The sequence below is a fragment of the Enterobacter sp. WP_7_1 genome, from assembly GCF_003688535.1.
GTDB lineage: Bacteria > Pseudomonadota > Gammaproteobacteria > Enterobacterales > Enterobacteriaceae > Enterobacter > Enterobacter asburiae.
The window spans coordinates 463,845-482,396 of sequence record NZ_REFK01000001.1; the positions used below are offsets into that span (position 1 = coordinate 463,845).

The 18,552-nt window shown below is 55.7% G+C and carries 17 protein-coding genes and 1 pseudogene; 11 read left to right on the forward strand and 7 right to left on the reverse strand.

The annotated features are described in order from the left end of the window. Nucleotides 1–3: 3 nt before the first annotated feature. The 3 genes from galE to modE form a co-directional block, all read right to left on the reverse strand. Entirely contained in the window at nt 4–1,020 is a 1,017-nt protein-coding gene (gene galE / locus BJ885_RS02295; protein WP_024908784.1) for a UDP-glucose 4-epimerase GalE, read from the reverse strand. A 201-nt stretch (nt 1,021–1,221) separates the two neighbouring features. After that, entirely contained in the window at nt 1,222–2,694 is a 1,473-nt protein-coding gene (gene modF / locus BJ885_RS02300; protein WP_121931082.1) for a molybdate ABC transporter ATP-binding protein ModF, read from the reverse strand. A gap of 67 nt (nt 2,695–2,761) precedes the next feature. Then, a complete protein-coding gene (gene modE, locus BJ885_RS02305) occupies nt 2,762–3,550 on the reverse strand; it encodes a molybdenum-dependent transcriptional regulator (protein WP_121931083.1) in 789 nt (262 codons plus the stop codon). Nucleotides 3,551–3,677: 127 nt separating this feature from the next. On the opposite strand from modE, the gene BJ885_RS02310 reads away from it, so the two are divergent. From BJ885_RS02310 to modC, 4 genes are all read left to right on the forward strand, one after another. Continuing rightward, nucleotides 3,678–3,827: an AcrZ family multidrug efflux pump-associated protein gene (locus BJ885_RS02310; protein ID WP_023310811.1), complete on the forward strand. Its 150-nt coding sequence runs from the start codon at nt 3,678–3,680 to the stop codon at nt 3,825–3,827. 178 nt (nt 3,828–4,005) lie between these two features. After that, nucleotides 4,006–4,779 carry a molybdate ABC transporter substrate-binding protein gene (gene modA / locus BJ885_RS02315; protein WP_121931084.1) on the forward strand — a complete coding sequence of 258 codons (774 nt, stop codon included), beginning with the start codon at nt 4,006–4,008 and terminating at the stop codon, nt 4,777–4,779. Continuing rightward, nucleotides 4,779–5,468 carry a molybdate ABC transporter permease subunit gene (modB, locus tag BJ885_RS02320; protein WP_033144966.1) on the forward strand — a complete coding sequence of 230 codons (690 nt, stop codon included), beginning with the start codon at nt 4,779–4,781 and terminating at the stop codon, nt 5,466–5,468. Before modA ends, modB begins: the two co-directional genes overlap by 1 nt. 2 nt (nt 5,469–5,470) lie before the next feature. Then, entirely contained in the window at nt 5,471–6,529 is a 1,059-nt protein-coding gene (modC, locus tag BJ885_RS02325) for a molybdenum ABC transporter ATP-binding protein ModC (RefSeq protein WP_029742082.1), read from the forward strand. Here the strand turns inward: modC and BJ885_RS02330 are convergent. Continuing rightward, a pseudogene (locus BJ885_RS02330) lies at nt 6,530–6,880 on the reverse strand (HAD hydrolase family protein); the annotation flags it as partial. A 105-nt stretch (nt 6,881–6,985) separates the two neighbouring features. Here BJ885_RS02330 and BJ885_RS23240 point away from each other — a divergent pair. Continuing rightward, nucleotides 6,986–7,144 carry a hypothetical protein gene (locus BJ885_RS23240; RefSeq protein WP_155279748.1) on the forward strand — a complete coding sequence of 53 codons (159 nt, stop codon included), beginning with the start codon at nt 6,986–6,988 and terminating at the stop codon, nt 7,142–7,144. 1,224 nt (nt 7,145–8,368) lie between these two features. Here the strand turns inward: BJ885_RS23240 and BJ885_RS02340 are convergent. Both BJ885_RS02340 and BJ885_RS02345 read right to left on the reverse strand, forming a co-directional pair. Beyond that, on the reverse strand, nt 8,369–9,184 hold the full coding sequence (locus BJ885_RS02340; protein ID WP_121931086.1) for a pyridoxal phosphatase: 816 nt from the start codon (nt 9,182–9,184) through the stop codon (nt 8,369–8,371). Nucleotides 9,185–9,340: 156 nt separating this feature from the next. Next, nucleotides 9,341–9,559, reverse strand: coding sequence for an HAD-IIB family hydrolase (locus BJ885_RS02345; protein ID WP_404851358.1), 219 nt, complete (start codon nt 9,557–9,559; stop codon nt 9,341–9,343). 140 nt (nt 9,560–9,699) lie between these two features. Between BJ885_RS02345 and pgl the strand changes: the two genes are divergently transcribed. Next, nucleotides 9,700–10,695: a 6-phosphogluconolactonase gene (gene pgl, locus BJ885_RS02350; protein WP_121931087.1), complete on the forward strand. Its 996-nt coding sequence runs from the start codon at nt 9,700–9,702 to the stop codon at nt 10,693–10,695. 87 nt (nt 10,696–10,782) lie between these two features. On the opposite strand, the gene BJ885_RS02355 is transcribed toward pgl, so the two are convergent. Further along, nucleotides 10,783–12,066: a putative acyl-CoA thioester hydrolase gene (locus BJ885_RS02355; RefSeq protein WP_121931088.1), complete on the reverse strand. Its 1,284-nt coding sequence runs from the start codon at nt 12,064–12,066 to the stop codon at nt 10,783–10,785. 226 nt (nt 12,067–12,292) lie between these two features. Between BJ885_RS02355 and hutI the strand changes: the two genes are divergently transcribed. The 5 genes from hutI (at nt 12,293) to hutH (ending at nt 18,538) form a co-directional block, all read left to right on the forward strand. Then, nucleotides 12,293–13,516 (forward strand): imidazolonepropionase, encoded by a 1,224-nt coding sequence (gene hutI, locus BJ885_RS02360; RefSeq protein ID WP_121931089.1) that lies wholly within the window; start codon nt 12,293–12,295, stop codon nt 13,514–13,516. Then, nucleotides 13,513–14,451 (forward strand): formimidoylglutamase, encoded by a 939-nt coding sequence (gene hutG / locus BJ885_RS02365; RefSeq protein WP_121931090.1) that lies wholly within the window; start codon nt 13,513–13,515, stop codon nt 14,449–14,451. Before hutI ends, hutG begins: the two co-directional genes overlap by 4 nt. Before the next feature lie 19 nt (nt 14,452–14,470). Then, nucleotides 14,471–15,205 (forward strand): histidine utilization repressor, encoded by a 735-nt coding sequence (locus BJ885_RS02370; protein ID WP_121931091.1) that lies wholly within the window; start codon nt 14,471–14,473, stop codon nt 15,203–15,205. A 127-nt stretch (nt 15,206–15,332) separates the two neighbouring features. Continuing rightward, nucleotides 15,333–17,018 carry a urocanate hydratase gene (gene hutU, locus BJ885_RS02375; protein WP_029741916.1) on the forward strand — a complete coding sequence of 562 codons (1,686 nt, stop codon included), beginning with the start codon at nt 15,333–15,335 and terminating at the stop codon, nt 17,016–17,018. Further along, entirely contained in the window at nt 17,018–18,538 is a 1,521-nt protein-coding gene (hutH, locus tag BJ885_RS02380) for a histidine ammonia-lyase (protein ID WP_059346367.1), read from the forward strand. Before hutU ends, hutH begins: the two co-directional genes overlap by 1 nt. Nucleotides 18,539–18,552: the final 14 nt, after the last annotated feature.

Here is an 18,552-nt window from a genome sequence, read left to right on the forward strand (position 1 = left end):
TCCTTAGTCCGGATAGCCTTGCGGGTGGCGTGACTGCCAGTGCCAGGTATCCTGTGCCATTTCATCAAGCGTGCGCGTCACACGCCAGTTGAGCTCTTTGTCGGCTTTGGTGGCATCGGCCCAGTAAGCCGGCAGATCGCCATCACGACGCGGCGCGAAGTGGTAGCTCACCGGCTTACCGCAGGCTTTGCTGAAGGCGTTAACCACGTCCAGCACGCTGCTGCCGACCCCGGCGCCGAGGTTGTAAATATGCACGCCCGGTTTGTTGGCCAGCTGCTGCATGGCCGCAACGTGACCGTCGGCCAAATCCATCACGTGGATGTAGTCGCGCACGCCGGTGCCGTCTTCGGTAGGGTAGTCATTGCCAAAAATTGCCAGCGAGTCGCGGCGACCCACTGCAACCTGCGCGATATACGGCATCAGGTTGTTCGGGATGCCCTGCGGATCTTCACCCATGTCTCCAGAAGGATGCGCGCCGACCGGGTTGAAGTAGCGCAGCAGCGCGATGCTCCACTCCGGCTGCGCTTTTTGCAGGTCGGTCAGGATCTGCTCCACCATCAGCTTGCTTTTGCCGTACGGGCTTTGCGGTGTACCGGTCGGGAAGCTTTCAACGTAAGGGATTTTGGGCTGATCGCCGTAGACGGTGGCGGAGGAGCTAAAGATAAAGTTTTTGACGTTGGCCGCACGCATGGCGGAGATGAGACGCAGGGTACCATTGACGTTGTTGTCGTAATACTCAAGAGGCTTCGCAACGGATTCACCGACCGCTTTCAGACCCGCGAAGTGGATCACCGCTTCGATGGCATGGTCGTGAAGGATCTCGGTCATCAGCGCTTCGTTGCGGATGTCGCCTTCCACGAAAGTCGGTTGTTTACCGCCAAGGCGTTCAATCACCGGCAGCACGCTGCGCTTACTGTTGCACAGGTTGTCGAGGATGATGACGTCGTGACCGTTTTGCAGCAGTTGCACGCAGGTATGACTACCTATGTAACCGCTACCACCTGTTACCAGAACTCGCATATTTCGCTCCATTGGGCTTATGGTATGTAATAACCATAGCATAACAGAGACGCGAAAAGTGTGACATGGGATAAAATAGTGGAATCGTTTACACTCGTTTTCACACTCGCTTTTACAATGACTCCGAGCATTCTAGATCAAAGAGATAGCGATGTATTGATGCAAGTTATCTGAAAAAGAGGAGGGCAGAGCCCTCCACGGTTAATCGACGTTGCTGAGAAGGTAGCGATAACCCTCACCGTCGGGAACAAACTCCAGGCGATGCGTGATGCAGGCGGGGGCATCTTCGGCATGGTGTGAAACGAACAGCAGCTGCGTTTCACCTTCGCTAATAAGCACGTCCACAAAGCGGCGGATAAGCTGGCGATTCAGCGGATCGAGTCCCTGCAGCGGTTCGTCGAGGATCAGAAGCGTAGGGTGTTTCACCAGCGCGCGAACGATCAGGGCCAGGCGCTGCTGCCCCCACGACAGACTATGAAACGGCGCGTCAGCGACCCGGTTGTCCATGCCCAGGATATCCAGCCACTGCTGGGCCAGCTTGTGCTGTTTGTCCGACACCGCCTGATAAATACCGATGGAATCAAAATACCCGGAAAGGATCACGTTGCGTACCGTGGTACTGACCCGGTAATCCAGATGCAGGCTGCTGCTGACGTAGCCGATATGTTTTTTAATATCCCAGATGGTTTCGCCGCTGCCGCGACGTCGGCCAAACAGCGTCAGATCGTTGCTATAGCCCTGCGGGTGATCGCCGGTGATAAGGCTCAGCAGCGTGGATTTTCCCGCGCCGTTAGGGCCGACAATCTGCCAGTGTTCGCCGGGATTGACCGTCCAGCTAAGACGGTTGAGGATCGGGCGATCGTCATAAGAGACAATCCCATCCCGCAGCACGATGCGCGGCTGGTGGGGATCGAGCGCATGGCGGGCCGAAGGGGCGTCAGGTTCCGGAAGGGTAATTCCGTCGAGTTGTTCACTGTGCGCGAGCTGGGCAATGAGCGCCTGCTTGAGCAGCGCTGTTTTTTCACCGGTCTCGGTCAGGTTACAGTCAGCCAGTACGCCTGCGTGCTGAATAAAGTCCGGAATTTCATCGAAGCGGTTAAGCACCAAAACCAGGGTATATCCCTGCTGATTAAGCGATTCCAGCAGGGCCACCAGCTGCGCACGGGACTGCACGTCAAGGCCGTCAAACGGTTCGTCGAGGATAAGCAGCTCGGGCTCGCTCATCAGCGCCTGACAAAGCAGCGTTTTTCGCGTCTCGCCGGTAGAAAGGTATTTAAAGCGCCGGTTCAGCAGGGCGGTGATGCCGAACCGTTCTGCCAGGCGCTGACAGCGGGCGGGATCTTTCACCTCATCCTGAATAATTTCCGCCGTCGTACGGCCGGTATCTTCTTCGCCTGGGCTGAGTAAATCAGTGTTATTGCGCTGCCACTCGTCGCTTACCAGCTTTTGCAGTTGTTCAAATGACAGGCGCGTCAGGCGCGTAAAGTCGCTCTGGTATTCGCCCTTGAGGAGTGGGAGCTCGCCGGCCAGCGCGCGGGCCAGCGCGGATTTACCGCTGCCGTTAGTGCCGACAAACGCCCAGCTTTCGCCCGCGCGTATCGTCAAATCAGCAATCGTCAGCGTTCGGGTATCGCTAAGACGAAACGTGCCTTGCGAAATATGCAATGATGACATGATTTATCCCTGTTTTTGCAGCAATAGATATCAGGGATACGCACTGTCGGCGCGATTGTCAATGCGCTCAGCACAATGTCGCGATAATCACCCGGTCTGCGTTGAACCAGGCGGTAACGACAGAACCTTCTTCTAAACCTTCCGCTTCGCTAAGCGGTATCGTCGCGCAAAGCGGTTGCCCGTCAGCCAGGGTCATCAGCACTTCGCACTGCGCCTGGCCGCGTTCGATATGGCTAATTGCGCCCTGTAGCTGGTTATCGGCCGCCTTTGCGGCGTCGGGATCGCGCGTGATATTGACCCACGGCGCTTTCAGCAGCACCAGCACCTCTTTACCTTCATCGAGCTCAAGGCGCTCTGCGCTCTGCGCCGTTATTGCGGCTTTCAGACGGGTGGTGCCATCGGCAAGCAGGATCTCAATATGCTGCTGTACCTGGAGATTGTCGCGCGCCGTCACCGTACCAAACCACTGGTTGCGGGCGCTGGTTTGTAACGAGAAGCGGGAAATGGCGGCCAGCAAGCTGTCCAGCGGAACGTTATCGTCGTCGCTCAGCACATCGAACGCCTTTTGCTGGATCTGGGCCAGCAGATCGTAAAGCTGAATAAGGCGCTGGCCATAGCGCGTCACGATCGCACCGCCGCCGCCTTTGCCGCCTGTGGCTCTGTCCACCAGCGGTTGTTCGCTCAGGGTGTTCATTTCGTTGATGGCGTCCCAGGCACTTTTGTAGCTGATGCCCGCGTTTTTCGCCCCCTGGCTAATCGAGCCCGTTTGTTCTATTTGTTTAAGCAGGGCGATACGTCGCGGATCGGCGAAAAGCTTTTGCTGAAGTCGTAGAGTGAGGAGAATTTCGGCCTGCATAACAGTGTCCTGGCAAAAAGAGTATTGTGACCCAAATGGTGCAGGGCGCAAAGGGTACCGCACAAAAGGGGATGCTTTTCTCACTTGAAAAGGTAGAATGAGCCATTCACAATATCTGGAGAAAACCATGTTAGAGTTGTTGAAAAGTCTGGTATTCGCCGTGATCATGGTACCAGTAGTGATGGCCATCATCCTCGGTGCCATCTACGGCCTGGGTGAAGTGTTCAACGTCTTTTCGAACATTGGTCACAAAGACCAGGCTAAAAAGCAGCATTGATTCCCCACAAAACGCCCGGCGAGTCCGGGCGTTTTGCTCTCAAGATTTTCCCGTTTACGCCGATATTATTTAACGCATCACGCCGGTTTACCCCTTGAGCGGTACGATTAAACGCTGGGATCTCCCTGACGTTACCGTTATATTAATATGTATATAACGCTACTCACAGGAGTTACAGATGGCACGTTCATGGGTACGCCTTTTCGCAGGGGCAACGCTGACGCTTTCACTTACCGGACACGCGCTGGCGGACGAAGGTAAAATCACGGTCTTCGCCGCGGCGTCGCTGACCAACGCGCTGCAGGACATCGCGGCGGCGTATAAAAAAGAGAAAAACGTCGAGGTGGTCTCCTCTTTTGCCTCTTCCTCGACGCTGGCGCGCCAGATAGAAGCGGGCGCACCGGCGGATCTGTTCATCTCGGCTGACCAGAAGTGGATGGACTACGCGGCGGAGAAGAAATCGATTGATGCGACAACCCGCGAAACGCTACTGGGGAATAGCCTGGTTGTCGTGGCGCCAAAAGCCAGCGCGCAGGCGGACATCACCATCAACAAACAGACCCACTGGACGAGCCTGCTGAACGGTGGCCGTCTGGCGGTGGGCGACCCGGAGCACGTTCCGGCCGGGATTTACGCCAAAGAAGCGCTGCAAAAGCTGGGTGCATGGGAGACATTGTCACCGAAGCTGGCCCCGGCGGAAGACGTTCGCGGCGCGCTGGCGCTGGTTGAGCGCAACGAAGCCCCGCTGGGCATTGTGTATGGCTCTGATGCCGTTGCCAGTAAGGGTGTAAAAGTGGTCGCAACGTTCCCGGAAGACTCCCACAAGAAAGTGGAATATCCTGTTGCGATTGTTGATGGACATAAAAATGCGGCCGTGACGGCCTTCCGCGATTACCTGAAAGGGCCGGAGGCGTCCGCAATCTTTAAACGTTATGGATTTACGACTCACTGATGATATTGACCGATCCTGAATGGCAGGCTGTTCTGCTGAGCCTAAAAGTCTCTTCCCTGGCGGTTGCGCTGAGTTTGCCCTTTGGGATCTTTTTTGCCTGGCTACTGGTTCGCTGTCAGTTTCCCGGCAAAACGCTGCTCGACAGCGTGCTGCATCTTCCGCTCGTTTTGCCGCCCGTGGTAGTCGGTTACCTGCTGCTGATTTCGATGGGGCGACGCGGTTTTATCGGCGAGAAGCTCTACGACTGGTTTGGGCTGACGTTTGCGTTTAGCTGGCGCGGTGCGGTGCTGGCGGCGGCGGTGATGTCATTCCCGCTGATGGTGAGGGCGATACGCCTCGCGCTGGAAGGCGTGGACATGAAGCTCGAACAGGCGGCCCGCACGCTGGGCGCAGGGCGCTGGCGCGTCTTTTTCACCATCACGCTCCCGCTTACGCTACCGGGCATTATTGTCGGGACGGTGCTGGCCTTTGCCCGCTCGCTGGGCGAGTTTGGCGCGACGATCACGTTTGTGTCGAACATCCCCGGCGAGACGCGAACCATCCCGTCGGCAATGTATACCCTGATTCAAACGCCGGGCGGTGAAGGCGCGGCGGCGCGGCTGTGTATTATTTCAATTGTGCTGGCGCTGGTATCGCTGATGGTGTCTGAATGGCTGGCGCGGCTCAGCCGCGAGCGGATGGGGAAATAAGCATGCTGGAACTCCATTTCACCCAGACGCTGGGAAACCATACCCTGACGCTTAACGAGACGCTGCCGGCAAGCGGTATCACCGCCATCTTTGGCGTGTCGGGGGCGGGAAAAACGTCGCTGATTAATGCCATCAGCGGCCTGACCCGCCCGCAGTCTGGCCGTATTGTCCTGAATGACCGCGTCCTGAATGACGTGGAGAACAAAATTTACCTCTCGCCGGATAAGCGTCGCATCGGCTATGTTTTCCAGGACGCGCGCCTGTTCCCGCACTACAGCGTGCGCGGCAACCTGCGTTACGGCATGGCGAAAAGCATGGCCGGGCAGTTTGACAAGCTGGTGACTCTGTTAGGCATTGAGCCTCTGCTCGACAGGCTGCCATCGTCGCTCTCCGGCGGAGAAAAACAGCGTGTGGCCATTGGCCGCGCGTTGCTCACCGCCCCCGAGCTGCTGCTGCTCGACGAACCGCTGGCCTCGCTCGATATTCCGCGTAAACGCGAACTTCTGCCTTATCTACAGCGCCTGACGCGCGAAATTAATATTCCGATGCTCTACGTCAGCCATTCGCTGGATGAGATCCTCCATCTGGCCGACAAGGTGCTGGTACTGGAAGAGGGCAGCGTGAAGGCCTTCGGCAACCTGGAAGAGGTGTGGGGCAGTAGCGTAATGCACCCGTGGTTACCCCGGGAACAGCAGAGCAGCATCCTGAAAGTGAGCGTTCTGGAACACCATCCACACTACGCGATGACCGCCCTGGCGCTGGGTGACCAGCATCTTTGGGTCAATAAGATCGACAAACCGTTGCAGTCCGCGCTGAGAATTCGCATCCAGGCGTCGGACGTCTCGCTGGTGCTGCAGCCGCCGCTGCAAACCAGTATTCGAAATATTCTGCGCGCCAAGGTCGCGGAGTGTTTTGATGATAACGGCCAGGTGGAAGTGAAGCTTGAAGTCGGCAGCAGGACGCTCTGGGCGCGCATCAGCCCGTGGGCCAGGGATGAGTTAGGGATCAAACCCGGTCTGTGGCTTTACGCGCAAATTAAGAGCGTCTCGATTACCGCCTGATTACAGCAGGTGGGTATAAATGTACTGCGCGATACTGTCGGTGGTGTTGTCGCCAATCACCACGTTGGCGCGGGCTTTGACCGCGTCGTCGGCATTGCCCATCGCCACGCCGGTACCGGCGGCTTCCAGCATGCTGATGTCGTTGTAGTTGTCGCCGAAGGCGATCACGTCACGCATCGACCCGCCCTGTGATTCCACATACTGCGTCAGGCGCTTGCCTTTGCTGTTGCCTTTGCGGGCAATGTCCACCTGGTCATGCCAGGACCATTCGCACTCCAGACCCAGCGTTTGTTCCACGTGTTTTGTGAAGGTATTCAGTTTGGCGGTGTCTTCATCCGTCAGGGCAAATTTTCAGAATGATTCAATCACTCTGAAATGGATCAATGAAACATTGAGGATTGTTAAGTTGAATTCAAAAGGTAAATCTCATGGTGTGTTTGCCTGTAGGGAAAGTGCATGAAATACAACGTGGGTAAGAGAGTAAAAGTAAATTTCTATGGGACTATGATGATTGGTATGAACATGGGGTATTTCGATGGAAGTTATGTTATAAATTTTTATAGTGCTGGTAGGAAATCACTTGAAGAAAAACAAATCATGGAGGTTATAAAATGAAGTATGTGTTAGTAGCGTTAGCATTGGCTCTTACTGGTTGCCAGAACGGGAAAAGTGTCAAGCTGGTTAAGATGGAATGCACGAGTACAAAGGGGGAGGTTAACCATGCCTCGTTCGGTAAAAAGAACCTCGACTATCTCACATGGAACGGGAAGCCCTACAAGTACCGCAACTCAGACCTGAAAGATAGGGATGAAAGCTACGCTTACTTTATAAATGGTAAGGAGCTAGTAAGTTTAATATTCTCTGATACGACTGTACTGTATAAGCACTGGCCCGACGCGAAAGGGGCATATGAATCCAATGATCAGTACGGCTGGTGTAAGGAAGTTCTCCAATAGCTGTCTTCCTGCATGGAAGAAATATAACCATATTGCCCTGCTAGTCGGGGCTTTTTATCGTCCGTCCATACCCCTACCCATTTCCATCTAAAACGCTCTGTTTCGCTCTGTACGGCGTTATCTCCCTTCTACCTACACAACCCTATTGCTTACCCCTAAATACACCTATAGGGGAGGCTAAACATATCGAAAACGAACGATTCTATTATCCAAACAATTGCATTGAATACTGGTATGAACCTTAAGGCATTAAGATATATGGCGTGAAGTATACCAATCCAACCTCATTTGAATTCTGGATCAATTCCTATGACGAATTCAGTACCGAATTGAATATTGATACATTCATTGATATGGATAAAGCCGCATACTTTCAATAGTCATTAATCTATAAACATATTGATCATGTCATCTATGCCGTACATAAACTATTTCATGCGAGGAAGCCAAATGATTACCTATCTAGATTACTCCCAGGGAACAACAATTATTAAAGAAGATGGAGAATACTCACGGATAGGATAGCGATAGACTAGACGAACTAATCAATGCCTAAATTACATTTCCCGATGGTATTCATAATGTACGTATATTCATTGATAAATATATAGTAGTGATAAAATACAAATACACACAGTATTATCCCGTATCAGGTCGAATTGTCGTAAGTGGTAAGGAAGTTAAGAACCCACATCGATATCATAGTGAACGTAAGCACATTCACTTATTAGTATTATCACGGCTCAAGATTAAGGTGGTTTTCCAGGTCCTATTAAACAAGATAAAAGTATTGTAATGGCTGGTACTACATATAACGCTAAATCGGGTGATACCGTAAAGGATTATGACGGCACGAACATTTGATCGTATGCCGCCATGTATCTTAGAAATATGTGTTAACTATCTTGGCAATCCCTGATTCTGTATTATTACCTATTACTAAATCGGCACATTCTTTAACCTCGGCGACGGCGTTACCCATAGCAACACCCAAGCCAGCATTTTTCAACATACTTAGATCGTTGAAATTATCTCCAAAAGCTATTACCTGGCTCATAGATAAACCTTGTGATTCTACCCATTGTGCCAGGCGTTTACCCTTACTGTTTCCGGCTTGTGCTATGTCTACTTGATCGTGCCAAGACCATTCACAGGCAAGGCCAAGCTCACGCTCTACGATTTGACCAAATCTATGTAGTTTTTCAGTATCAGAATCAGTAAGGGCGAATTTCCAGATAGCATCAACATTTTGCGATGCTTCACTAAGAGAGGGTACTTGTTTGAAGATTGGACGTTGTGACTCTGGAAGAGATTTAGCCCAATTTTCTGTACGGATAATATGCCCCGTTGGTTCTTGGTAGAACATGGCATTATCGGCATACATCAGGCTATGAACATTGTAACTATCAAGTAAGTTTACTAATTGTGTAGCTTGTTCTGGTCGTAATGGGTCTGAGGCAATAACTCTTTTTTCTATGTGATCGTACAATAAAGCACCATTACAGCATATAGCTGGTGTATTAAGTTCTAATGCCTGATAAAAAGGATGGATGGCTACAAAGTGCCGTCCGGTAACTATGGCAACCTTTGCCCCTGATTTACGGGCATTCTGTAGGGCAGATAGTGAGGCTGGTAAAATAGTTTTTTCTGGCGTCAATAAAGTGCCGTCCAGATCAAGGGCGATTACCTGATAGTTCATGCCATGCTTCGCTGTGTTTAAGTTAGGAGTTATACCGATGGTACTACGTTTGCGGTGTACCTCAAAATTAGTAACATGGAGATGTTGGAGAAGTCGTTAAGACATATAGGTTAATGAAATAGCTGTGAATTTTGCTTTTTTTAGTAAATGGTGTGACTATTTCAAATAAGTGCCATTACAACAAATTGCAGGTGTATCTAAAGCCAGTGCCTGATAAAAAGGGTGAATGGCAACGTGATGTCGACCCGTTACGATAAGGAGTTGATATCCCACTTCCTGCGCGCGTTTAAGCGCCTCAAGGGAGGAGGGGAGAAGGGTTTTTTGCGGCGTCAGTAAGGTACCGTCTAAATCCAGAGCAATCACACGCGAGGTCATCTGTTTTCCAGGGTTAATATTGAATTTACGTTTTGATGGGATGGTACACCGAGAGGCGAACGCTTCAAAACTCCTGTCGACAATTCAGCATTCACCGTCAAAAGTTAACTACTTTCATGCGCAGTGAGGAGTGAATATTCATGAAACAAACCGTTTATACCGCCAGTCCTGAAAGCCAGCAGATCCACGTCTGGCGTTTAAATACCGAAGGGACACTCACGCTGGTTCAGGTTGTTGACGTGCCAGGCCAGGTGCAACCGATGGTCATCAGCCCGGATAAACGTTTCTTGTACGTGGGTGTGCGCCCGGAGTTCCGCGTGCTGGCCTATCGCATTTCTCCGGACGATGGCGCGCTGACATACACTGCCGAAGCACCACTGCCGGGCAGCCCAACCCATATCTCGACCGATCGTAAAGGCAACTTTGTCTTCAGCGGCTCTTATAACGCGGGCTGCGTCAGCGTAACGCGTCTGGAAGATGGCATTCCGGTCGAAACCGTGGATGTGGTGGAAGGGCTTGAAGGCTGCCACTCGGCGAATATCACGCCGGATAACCGCACGCTGTGGGTGCCTGCGCTGAAGCAGGATCGTATCTGCCTGTTCACCCTGAGCGACGATGGTCACCTGGTGGCGCAGAATCCTGCCGAAGTGACCACCGTTGAAGGCGCGGGCCCGCGCCATATGGTCTTCCATCCGAACCAGCAGTACGCCTACGTGGTCAATGAGCTGAACAGCTCTGTGGACGTATGGGAGCTGAAAGATCCAAACGGTCAGATTGAGTGCGTGCAGACGCTGGACATGATGCCGTCCGACTTCTCCGATACCCGCTGGGCGGCGGATATCCACATAACGCCAAATGGTCGCCATCTGTACGCCTGCGACCGTACCTCCAGCCTGATTACCGTCTTTAGCGTCTCTGAAGACGGCAGCGTGCTGGCGATTGAAGGGTTCCAGCCAACGGAAACCCAGCCGCGCGGCTTTAATATCGATCACAGCGGTAAATACCTGATTGCGGCGGGGCAGAAATCCCACCATATCGCGCTGTATGAAATTAAAGGCGAGCAGGGGCTGCTGGAAGAGAAAGGGCGTTATGCCGTAGGCCAGGGGCCAATGTGGGTCGTGGTAAACGCTCACTAAGCGGCTAAAAATAAAAAACCTCGCGAATGCGAGGTTTTTTTATCTCTGTAAGCCGGGTAAGGCGAAGCCGCCACCCGGCAAAACAGCTTACTGCTTCGGCTCAGCAACCACTTTGCTACCCAGACCGCGGTTGTTGTATTCCCACATGCGGTTGAAGTTAGCGTCGTTCAGGTTGCGCTGCACGTTCCCTTTATCATCCACCGCACCGGTATTGCCGGAGAATGGACGTTTGGAGATCGCGGCATCAGCCCACGGCTTCGCCATGTTGAAGCCTTCGTTGATCACGCTGTCGCGAATCACGACCTGGCCGTTGGTCGCAGAGTCCACGTCCAGGGAGCGTCCCAGCTGCGCTACGCCGTCACCGGCAGCATTAAAGCGGCTGTTCACGGCCAGGAAGCCGTAGAAGAGGTTAGACTGGGTTGCCGGAGCAAACACGTAACCTTCCTGCTGAGTGCGTGAGTTCACCACGCGGAAATCGGTATTATCAAACACCACCGCGCCGCGACCGGACACCAGATCCACGTCACCTTCAACGTAGCTGTTGGTCACCAGGGTACGGGTCAGGCGGTTATTCTGCAGGGTATTCTGCACACCGCTGTTGGTCACGAAGAAGGTGTTCTGACGACCCAGAATGTTGACGTTGTTAACCTGCACCTGATCGCCATCGCTACGCAGCGCAACGGCCTGGTGGTTACCTGCATCAACGCTGTCGCCCAGGGTATTCTGAATGGTCAGGTTCTGCAGCTGCAGACCGTTATTCTGAGACCAGAACACCGCCGAGCACATCACGCCAATGGTGGCCGAACGCTTGCTCTGGCAGTTATCGAACATGTACCACGCCGGTTTACCCGGCATATATTTACCGGCCGGGTTCACCAGGTGACGCCAGGTGTTGCTGTCGATTTCGGAATCAATCGCCAGGCCAATTTTTACGTCGATCGCTTTTTCGCCCAGACCGTAAAGCGTAATGCTGCCAGGGGCCGCCGGAACGTACACGGTGCCTTCATATTCACCCGGCAGGATCGCGATGTACTGGCGAGACGCGCTGTGTTTAGTGATGGCAGCATCAACCGCAGCCTGAATAGAGGTATGCGTTACGCCCTGCGCACCCGCCGGGCCAACCACGAAGTCAGGCTGTTTAGGCAGGTTAATAGAAGACGGTGTCCACGGCGCAGCGTTAGGATCCATCGCCGAGAAGTAGTGCGCACGATCGAAGTTCTTCGCTTCATCAGCGGACAAAATCGGGCGGGAGGCGGTACCGGGCGCAACCTGCTCAGAAGGACGCTGATCCGGTGGTGTTGAACTGCATGCGGATAAGGTCACGCCAAAGGCGAGTGCTAACGCCAGACGGGAAATCCTGGAAATGTTCAAGGTAGAGCTCCTGGGTATGCAAGTCTTAAACGGGATAGACGAAATAGCCTGCTTTTTTATACTAAGTTGAGCGAAACGGGAAGATAAAAAGGGTAAAACTTGCATTTTTAGCCTCGCAGCGGCAGGTAAGTGATCACAAATAAATAACATTTTCAGTCAAGGCGGTTGACAGTAGACGGTGGATGCAAATAAATGTCTATACAACCTAAGACAAGTGGAATGCCCTATGCAGCAGATTCATCCCGACGATGTAATATGGCGAAATGCGCGACTGGCTACGATGGCGCCGGACGTACCTGCGCCTTATGGACTGAAAGAGCAACACGCCCTGGTCGTGCGCGGCCACACTGTTCTGGCCGTGATCCCTGAATCTGACATTCCTTCCGGACACCGACACTGTGTCGATCTTCAGGGACGTCTGGTCACGCCTGGCCTGATTGACTGCCATACCCACCTGGTATTTGGCGGCGACCGCGCGGCGGAGTGGGAGCAGCGTCTGAACGGCGTCTCTTATCAAACCATCAGCGCCCAGGGGGGCGGGATTAACGCTACCGTGACGGCGACGCGCAGCAGCTCAGCCGAAACCTTGCTGAAACTGGCGCAGCAGCGGCTCCAGCGTCTCATGAATGAAGGCGTGACGACCGTTGAAATCAAGTCGGGTTACGGGCTCAACGCCGAGGCCGAAGAGAAGATGCTGCAGGTTGCCCGCCAGCTGGGCCTCAATAATCCGATCGATATCAGCCCAACGCTGCTGGCGGCCCATGCGGTTCCGCCGGAATACCGGCAGGATCCGGATGCCTACCTCACGCTGGTCTGTGAGCAGATACTGCCCACGCTGTGGCAAAAAGAGTTATATGAAGCAGTCGACGTGTTTTGTGAAAACGTCGGCTTTACCCCGTCGCAAACCGAGCGCCTCTTCAAGGCCGCCGCCGCGCTGGGTATCCCGGTGAAAGGGCATGTCGAACAGCTGTCGAATCAGGGCGGCGCGGCGCTGGTCAGCCAGTACAAGGGCCTTTCCGCCGATCATATTGAATATCTCGACGACGCAGGCGTTCAGGCGATGGCGGAAAGCGGCACGGTTGCCGTCCTGTTGCCGGGTGCGTTCTATTTTCTTCAGGAGCGCCAGCGCCCGCCGGTTGAACGGCTCAGAAAACAGGGCGTGCCGATGGCGGTCGCCACCGACTATAACCCCGGCACCAGCCCGTTTGCGAGCCTGCACCTGGCGATGAACATGGCCTGCGTCCAGTTTGGCCTGACCCCGGAAGAAGCCTGGGCTGGCGTCACGCGGCATGCCGCGCAGGCGCTGGGTCGTGGCGCAACCCACGGGCAGCTGCGGGCAGGGTTTGTCGCCGATTTTATCGTCTGGGATGCTCACCATCCGGTTGAGATGGTTTACGAGCCGGGACGCAACCCGCTTTATCAACGTATTTTCCGTGGGGAGGCAGTATGAGGTTATGGCGGCCCGTAGCCGAAACCGTCTGGCAGGGGCGCGATGACAGCGCCGAGGCCAGCAGTGCAAAGCGCATTTTCCAGACGATAAAGCAGCAGGGCCAGTTCACGCCGCTTTCATCCGGCATCGCGCTGATAGGCTTTGAATGTGATGAAGGGGTAAAACGCAATCAGGGCAGGCCCGGCGCCGTGCAGGCACCGGATATGCTGCGAAAAGCGCTGGCAAATATGGCAAGCCATCAGGGACATGACCGGCTGGCGGATATGGGCTCGGTGTACGTTGAAGGCGGCGAGCTGGAAGCGGCGCAGCAGGCGTTAAGCGATGCCGTCACGGCCTGTCAGCAGTCCGGGATGCGCACGCTGGTCTTTGGCGGCGGGCACGAAACCGCCTGGGCGCATGGTCGCGGCGTGCTGGACGCCTTCCCGAACGAGCGGGTTGTCATTATCAACCTTGATGCCCATCTCGATCTGCGCAAGGCCGACCAGGCCACATCCGGCACCCCGTTTCGCCAGCTGGCGCGCTACTGCGATGAGCGCGGGCGAGAATTTCACTATGCCTGCTTTGGCGTGAGCCGGGCGGCGAACACGCTGGCGCTGTGGGATGAGGCCGAACGCCTGAACGTCACGCTGGTGGAAGATCTCCATTTCAGGCGCGATGCGCTATCCGCCCTGGAAAGGGTGCTGGCGCAGGCCGATCGTATCTATCTGACGATCGATCTGGATGTCCTGCCCGCCAGCGAAATGCCTGCCGTGTCCGCACCGGCTGCGTTAGGCATACCGGCGCTGGATCTTCTCCCGGTTATCGAACAAATCTGCCGTAGCGGTAAGCTACAGGCCGCCGATCTGGTAGAGTTTAACCCGCAGTACGATCGGGACGGGCAGGGCGCTAAGCTCGCCGCCCGCCTGGCCTGGCAAATTGCTCACTGGTGGGCATAACACTATTCAAGGAGTCACGATGTTTTCACGCTCACCTCTGTCGCAGTCGAGCCCTCCCGCGCCTTTCTATGAAAAGGTGAAGCAGGCAATTAGCGAAAAAATCGCCACCGGCATCTGGCGCCCGCACGATCGCATTCCCTCGGAGGCCGAGCTGGTGGCGCAGTTTGGTTTTAGCCGGATGACCGTCAACCGGGCGCTGCGCGAGCTGACTGACGAAGGGCTTCTGGTGCGCCTGCAGGGCGTGGGGACGTTTGTAGCGGAACCGAAAGGACAGTCGGCCCTGTTTGAAATCCGCAGCATTGCGGACGAGATAGCCGCGCGTAATCATCAGCACCGCTGTGAGGTGTTGATGCTCGAAGAGACTCAGGCCAGCGCCGAGCAGGCCACAGAGCTTAACGTCAAGGAGGGAAGCCGCATTTTCCACTCCGTGATGGTGCATTTCGAAAACGACATTCCGGTGCAGATTGAAGATCGCTGCGTTAACGCTGAGCGGATACCGGACTATCTGAACCAGGATTACACCCAGACCACGCCGCATGCTTATCTCTCGCTCGTCGCACCGCTGACGGAAGGGGAGCACATTGTGGAGGCCGTGCGCGCCACGCCGCAGGAGTGCGAAAGGTTACGCATTAAAGAGCACGATCCGTGCCTGCTGATCCGCCGTCGAACCTGGTCCTCGTCGTACATTGTGTCGCATGCCCGGCTGCTTTTCCCGGGGAATCGCTACCGGCTGCAGGGCCACTTCATGTCATAAGTTTTATAAGCGTGATCGCTAACGCAATATAACAAAATTGTATCTTTTTTGTTAAATCTGACCTTGTGTGTGCTTGTCTATACAAGTATATCTAAATGCATCATCTGTCCCCTATGAGGAGCACACAATGTCGTCAGGTAAATACCGCCAGCAGGACGTCCGCGCCGCGCGCGGCACCACGCTTACCGCCAAAAGCTGGCTCACCGAAGCCCCGCTGCGCATGTTGATGAACAACCTCGACCCTGAGGTGGCGGAAAACCCCCACGAGCTGGTGGTCTACGGCGGCATAGGCCGCGCCGCGCGCAACTGGGAATGCTATGACGCAATTGTAAAATCCCTGACCGAACTCGAACACGACGAAACCCTGCTGGTGCAGTCCGGCAAGCCGGTGGGCGTGTTCAAAACGCACAAAAACGCGCCGCGCGTGCTGATCGCCAACTCTAACCTCGTGCCGCACTGGGCCACCTGGGAACACTTCAACGAACTGGACGCAAAAGGGCTGGCGATGTATGGCCAGATGACCGCGGGTAGCTGGATCTACATCGGCAGCCAGGGGATCGTGCAGGGCACCTATGAAACCTTCGTGGAAGCCGGTCGCCAGCACTATAACGGCTCGCTGAAAGGCCGCTGGGTATTGACCGCGGGTCTTGGCGGCATGGGCGGCGCGCAGCCGCTGGCCGCCACGCTTGCCGGCGCGTGCTCGCTGAACATTGAGTGCCAGCAGAGCCGCATTGATTTCCGTCTGCGCACTCGCTACGTCGATGAGCAGGCAACCGATCTGGACGATGCGCTGGCGCGCATCAAAAAATACACCTCCGAAGGCAAAGCGGTGTCGATTGCCCTGTGCGGCAACGCGGCGGACATTCTCCCGCAGCTCGTCGCCCGCGGCGTGCGTCCGGATCTGGTCACCGACCAGACCAGCGCCCATGACCCGCTGCACGGTTACCTGCCAAAAGGCTGGACGTGGGAAGAATATCAGCAAAAAGCGGAAACCGACCCGGAAGGCACGGTACTTGCTGCGAAACGCGCCATGGCAGAACACGTCTCCGCCATGCTGGCCTTTAGCCAGATGGGCATTCCGACCTTTGACTACGGCAACAACATCCGCCAGATGGCGAAAGAGATGGGCGTGAATAACGCGTTCGACTTCCCGGGCTTCGTTCCTGCCTATATTCGCCCGCTGTTCTGCCGCGGTATCGGTCCGTTCCGCTGGGTTGCCCTGTCCGGTGACCCGGAGGATATCTACAAAACCGACGCCAAAGTGAAGGAGATCGTCGCCGATGACGAACACCTGCATCACTGGCTGGACATGGCCCGCGAGCGCATTAACTTCCAGGGCCTGCCGGCGCGTATCTGCTGGGTAGGGCTGGAGTGGCGTCAAAAACTGGGCCTCGCCTTCAACGAAATGGTGCGCAGCGGTGAAGTCTCCGCGCCGATCGTCATTGGCCGCGACCACCTGGACTCCGGCTCCGTCGCCAGCCCGAACCGCGAAACCGAAGCCATGCGCGACGGTTCGGATGCAGTCTCCGACTGGCCATTGCTGAACGCTCTGCTGAATACCGCCAGCGGCGCGACCTGGGTGTCGCTGCACCACGGCGGCGGCGTGGGGATGGGCTTCTCCCAGCATTCCGGGATGGTTATCGTCTGCGACGGAACCGATGAAGCCGCCGCGCGTATCGCTCGCGTGCTGCACAACGACCCGGCTACCGGCGTGATGCGTCACGCGGATGCGGGTTACGAAATTGCCATTGACTGTGCCAAAGAGCAGGGCCTTAACCTGCCGATGATCCCTGCCACACAAGGAAAGCATTAATGAACGCATTAACACTCACTCCCGGCTCGCTGACGCTCAAGCAGCTGCGTAACGTCTGGCGTAAACCGGTCACCCTTTCGCTGGATGAAAGCGCCCACGCCGCCATTAACGACAGCGTCGCCTGCGTCGAAGCCATCGTTGCCGAAGGGCGCACCGCCTACGGGATTAACACCGGCTTTGGCCTGCTGGCGCAGACCCGCATCGCTACGCACGATCTGGAAAACTTACAGCGTTCGCTGGTGCTGTCACATGCGGCGGGCGTGGGTCAGCCGCTGGATGATGAGATTGTCCGTCTGATGATGGTGCTCAAAATCAACAGCCTGGCCCGCGGCTTCTCTGGCATTCGCCTGAGCGTGATTCAGGCGCTGATGGCGCTGGTCAATGCGGAAGTCTATCCGTGGATCCCGGCGAAAGGTTCCGTCGGCGCATCCGGCGATCTCGCGCCGCTGGCGCACATGTCGCTGCTGCTGCTGGGCGAAGGCAAAGCGCGCTGGCAGGGCGAGTGGCTTCCTGCGAAAGAGGCGCTGAAAAAAGCCGGGTTAAACCCGATCACCCTGGCGGCGAAAGAGGGGCTGGCGCTGCTGAACGGCACGCAGGCATCGACAGCTTTCGCGCTGCGCGGCCTGTTTGAAGCGGAAGATCTGTTTGCCTCGGCGGTGGTGTGCGGTGCGCTGACCACCGAAGCCGTGCTGGGCTCGCGTCGCCCGTTCGATGCCCGCATCCACGAGGTGCGCGGTCAGCGCGGGCAGATTGATGCCGCCGCGATGTACCGTCACGTGCTTACCGACACCAGCGAGATCGCGGATTCACACCACAACTGTGAAAAGGTGCAGGATCCGTATTCCCTGCGCTGCCAGCCGCAGGTCATGGGCGCGTGCCTGACGCAGCTGCGCCAGGCGGCAGAAGTGCTGCTGGTGGAGGCCAACGCGGTGTCCGACAACCCGCTGGTGTTCGCCCAGGAAAACGAGGTGGTCTCCGGCGGCAACTTCCACGCCGAGCCGGTGGCAATGGCGGCGGATAATATCGCTCTGGCGATCGCCGAAGTCGGTGCGTTGTCCGAGCGCCGTATTGCGCTGATGATGGATAAACATATGTCCCAGCTGCCGCCGTTCCTGGTGCGTAACGGCGGGGTCAACTCGGGCTTTATGATTGCCCAGGTGACCGCGGCGGCGCTGGCGAGCGAGAACAAAGCCCTGTCGCACCCGCACAGCGTGGACAGCCTGCCAACGTCAGCGAACCAGGAAGATCACGTTTCGATGGCACCGGCTGCCGGACGTCGTCTGTGGGAAATGGCCTCCAACACCCGCGGCGTGCTGGCGGTGGAATGGCTGGCGGCATGTCAGGGTGTCGATCTGCGTGAAGGGCTAAAATCCAGCCCGCTGCTGGAGCAGGCGCGTCATGCGCTGCGCGAGCATGTATCGCACTACGATGACGACCGCTTCTTTGCGCCGGATATTGATAAGGCGATGCAGCTTCTGGAAGAGGGAAGCCTTGTAGGACTGTTACCTTCGGTGCTGTGATTTTTACCCTCACC

What these genes read in the sequence shown, in the direction of transcription:
- BJ885_RS02340 (WP_121931086.1), bottom strand. Translation starts at nt 9,184, where the DNA reads ATGAACTATCAGGTAATCGCCCTTGATCTGGACGGCACTTTATTGACG.
- hutG (WP_121931090.1), top strand. Translation starts at nt 13,513, where the DNA reads ATGAGGTTATGGCGGCCCGTAGCCGAAACCGTCTGGCAGGGGCGCGAT.
- modB (WP_033144966.1), top strand. Translation starts at nt 4,779, where the DNA reads ATGATATTGACCGATCCTGAATGGCAGGCTGTTCTGCTGAGCCTAAAA.
- modE (WP_121931083.1), bottom strand. Translation starts at nt 3,550, where the DNA reads ATGCAGGCCGAAATTCTCCTCACTCTACGACTTCAGCAAAAGCTTTTC.
- BJ885_RS02370 (WP_121931091.1), top strand. Translation starts at nt 14,471, where the DNA reads ATGTTTTCACGCTCACCTCTGTCGCAGTCGAGCCCTCCCGCGCCTTTC.
- modF (WP_121931082.1), bottom strand. Translation starts at nt 2,694, where the DNA reads ATGTCATCATTGCATATTTCGCAAGGCACGTTTCGTCTTAGCGATACC.
- hutH (WP_059346367.1), top strand. Translation starts at nt 17,018, where the DNA reads ATGAACGCATTAACACTCACTCCCGGCTCGCTGACGCTCAAGCAGCTG.
- hutI (WP_121931089.1), top strand. Translation starts at nt 12,293, where the DNA reads ATGCAGCAGATTCATCCCGACGATGTAATATGGCGAAATGCGCGACTG.
- galE (WP_024908784.1), bottom strand. Translation starts at nt 1,020, where the DNA reads ATGCGAGTTCTGGTAACAGGTGGTAGCGGTTACATAGGTAGTCATACC.
- BJ885_RS23240 (WP_155279748.1), top strand. Translation starts at nt 6,986, where the DNA reads ATGAAATACAACGTGGGTAAGAGAGTAAAAGTAAATTTCTATGGGACT.
- modA (WP_121931084.1), top strand. Translation starts at nt 4,006, where the DNA reads ATGGCACGTTCATGGGTACGCCTTTTCGCAGGGGCAACGCTGACGCTT.
- BJ885_RS02345 (WP_404851358.1), bottom strand. Translation starts at nt 9,559, where the DNA reads ATGACCTCGCGTGTGATTGCTCTGGATTTAGACGGTACCTTACTGACG.
- hutU (WP_029741916.1), top strand. Translation starts at nt 15,333, where the DNA reads ATGTCGTCAGGTAAATACCGCCAGCAGGACGTCCGCGCCGCGCGCGGC.
- BJ885_RS02310 (WP_023310811.1), top strand. Translation starts at nt 3,678, where the DNA reads ATGTTAGAGTTGTTGAAAAGTCTGGTATTCGCCGTGATCATGGTACCA.
- pgl (WP_121931087.1), top strand. Translation starts at nt 9,700, where the DNA reads ATGAAACAAACCGTTTATACCGCCAGTCCTGAAAGCCAGCAGATCCAC.
- modC (WP_029742082.1), top strand. Translation starts at nt 5,471, where the DNA reads ATGCTGGAACTCCATTTCACCCAGACGCTGGGAAACCATACCCTGACG.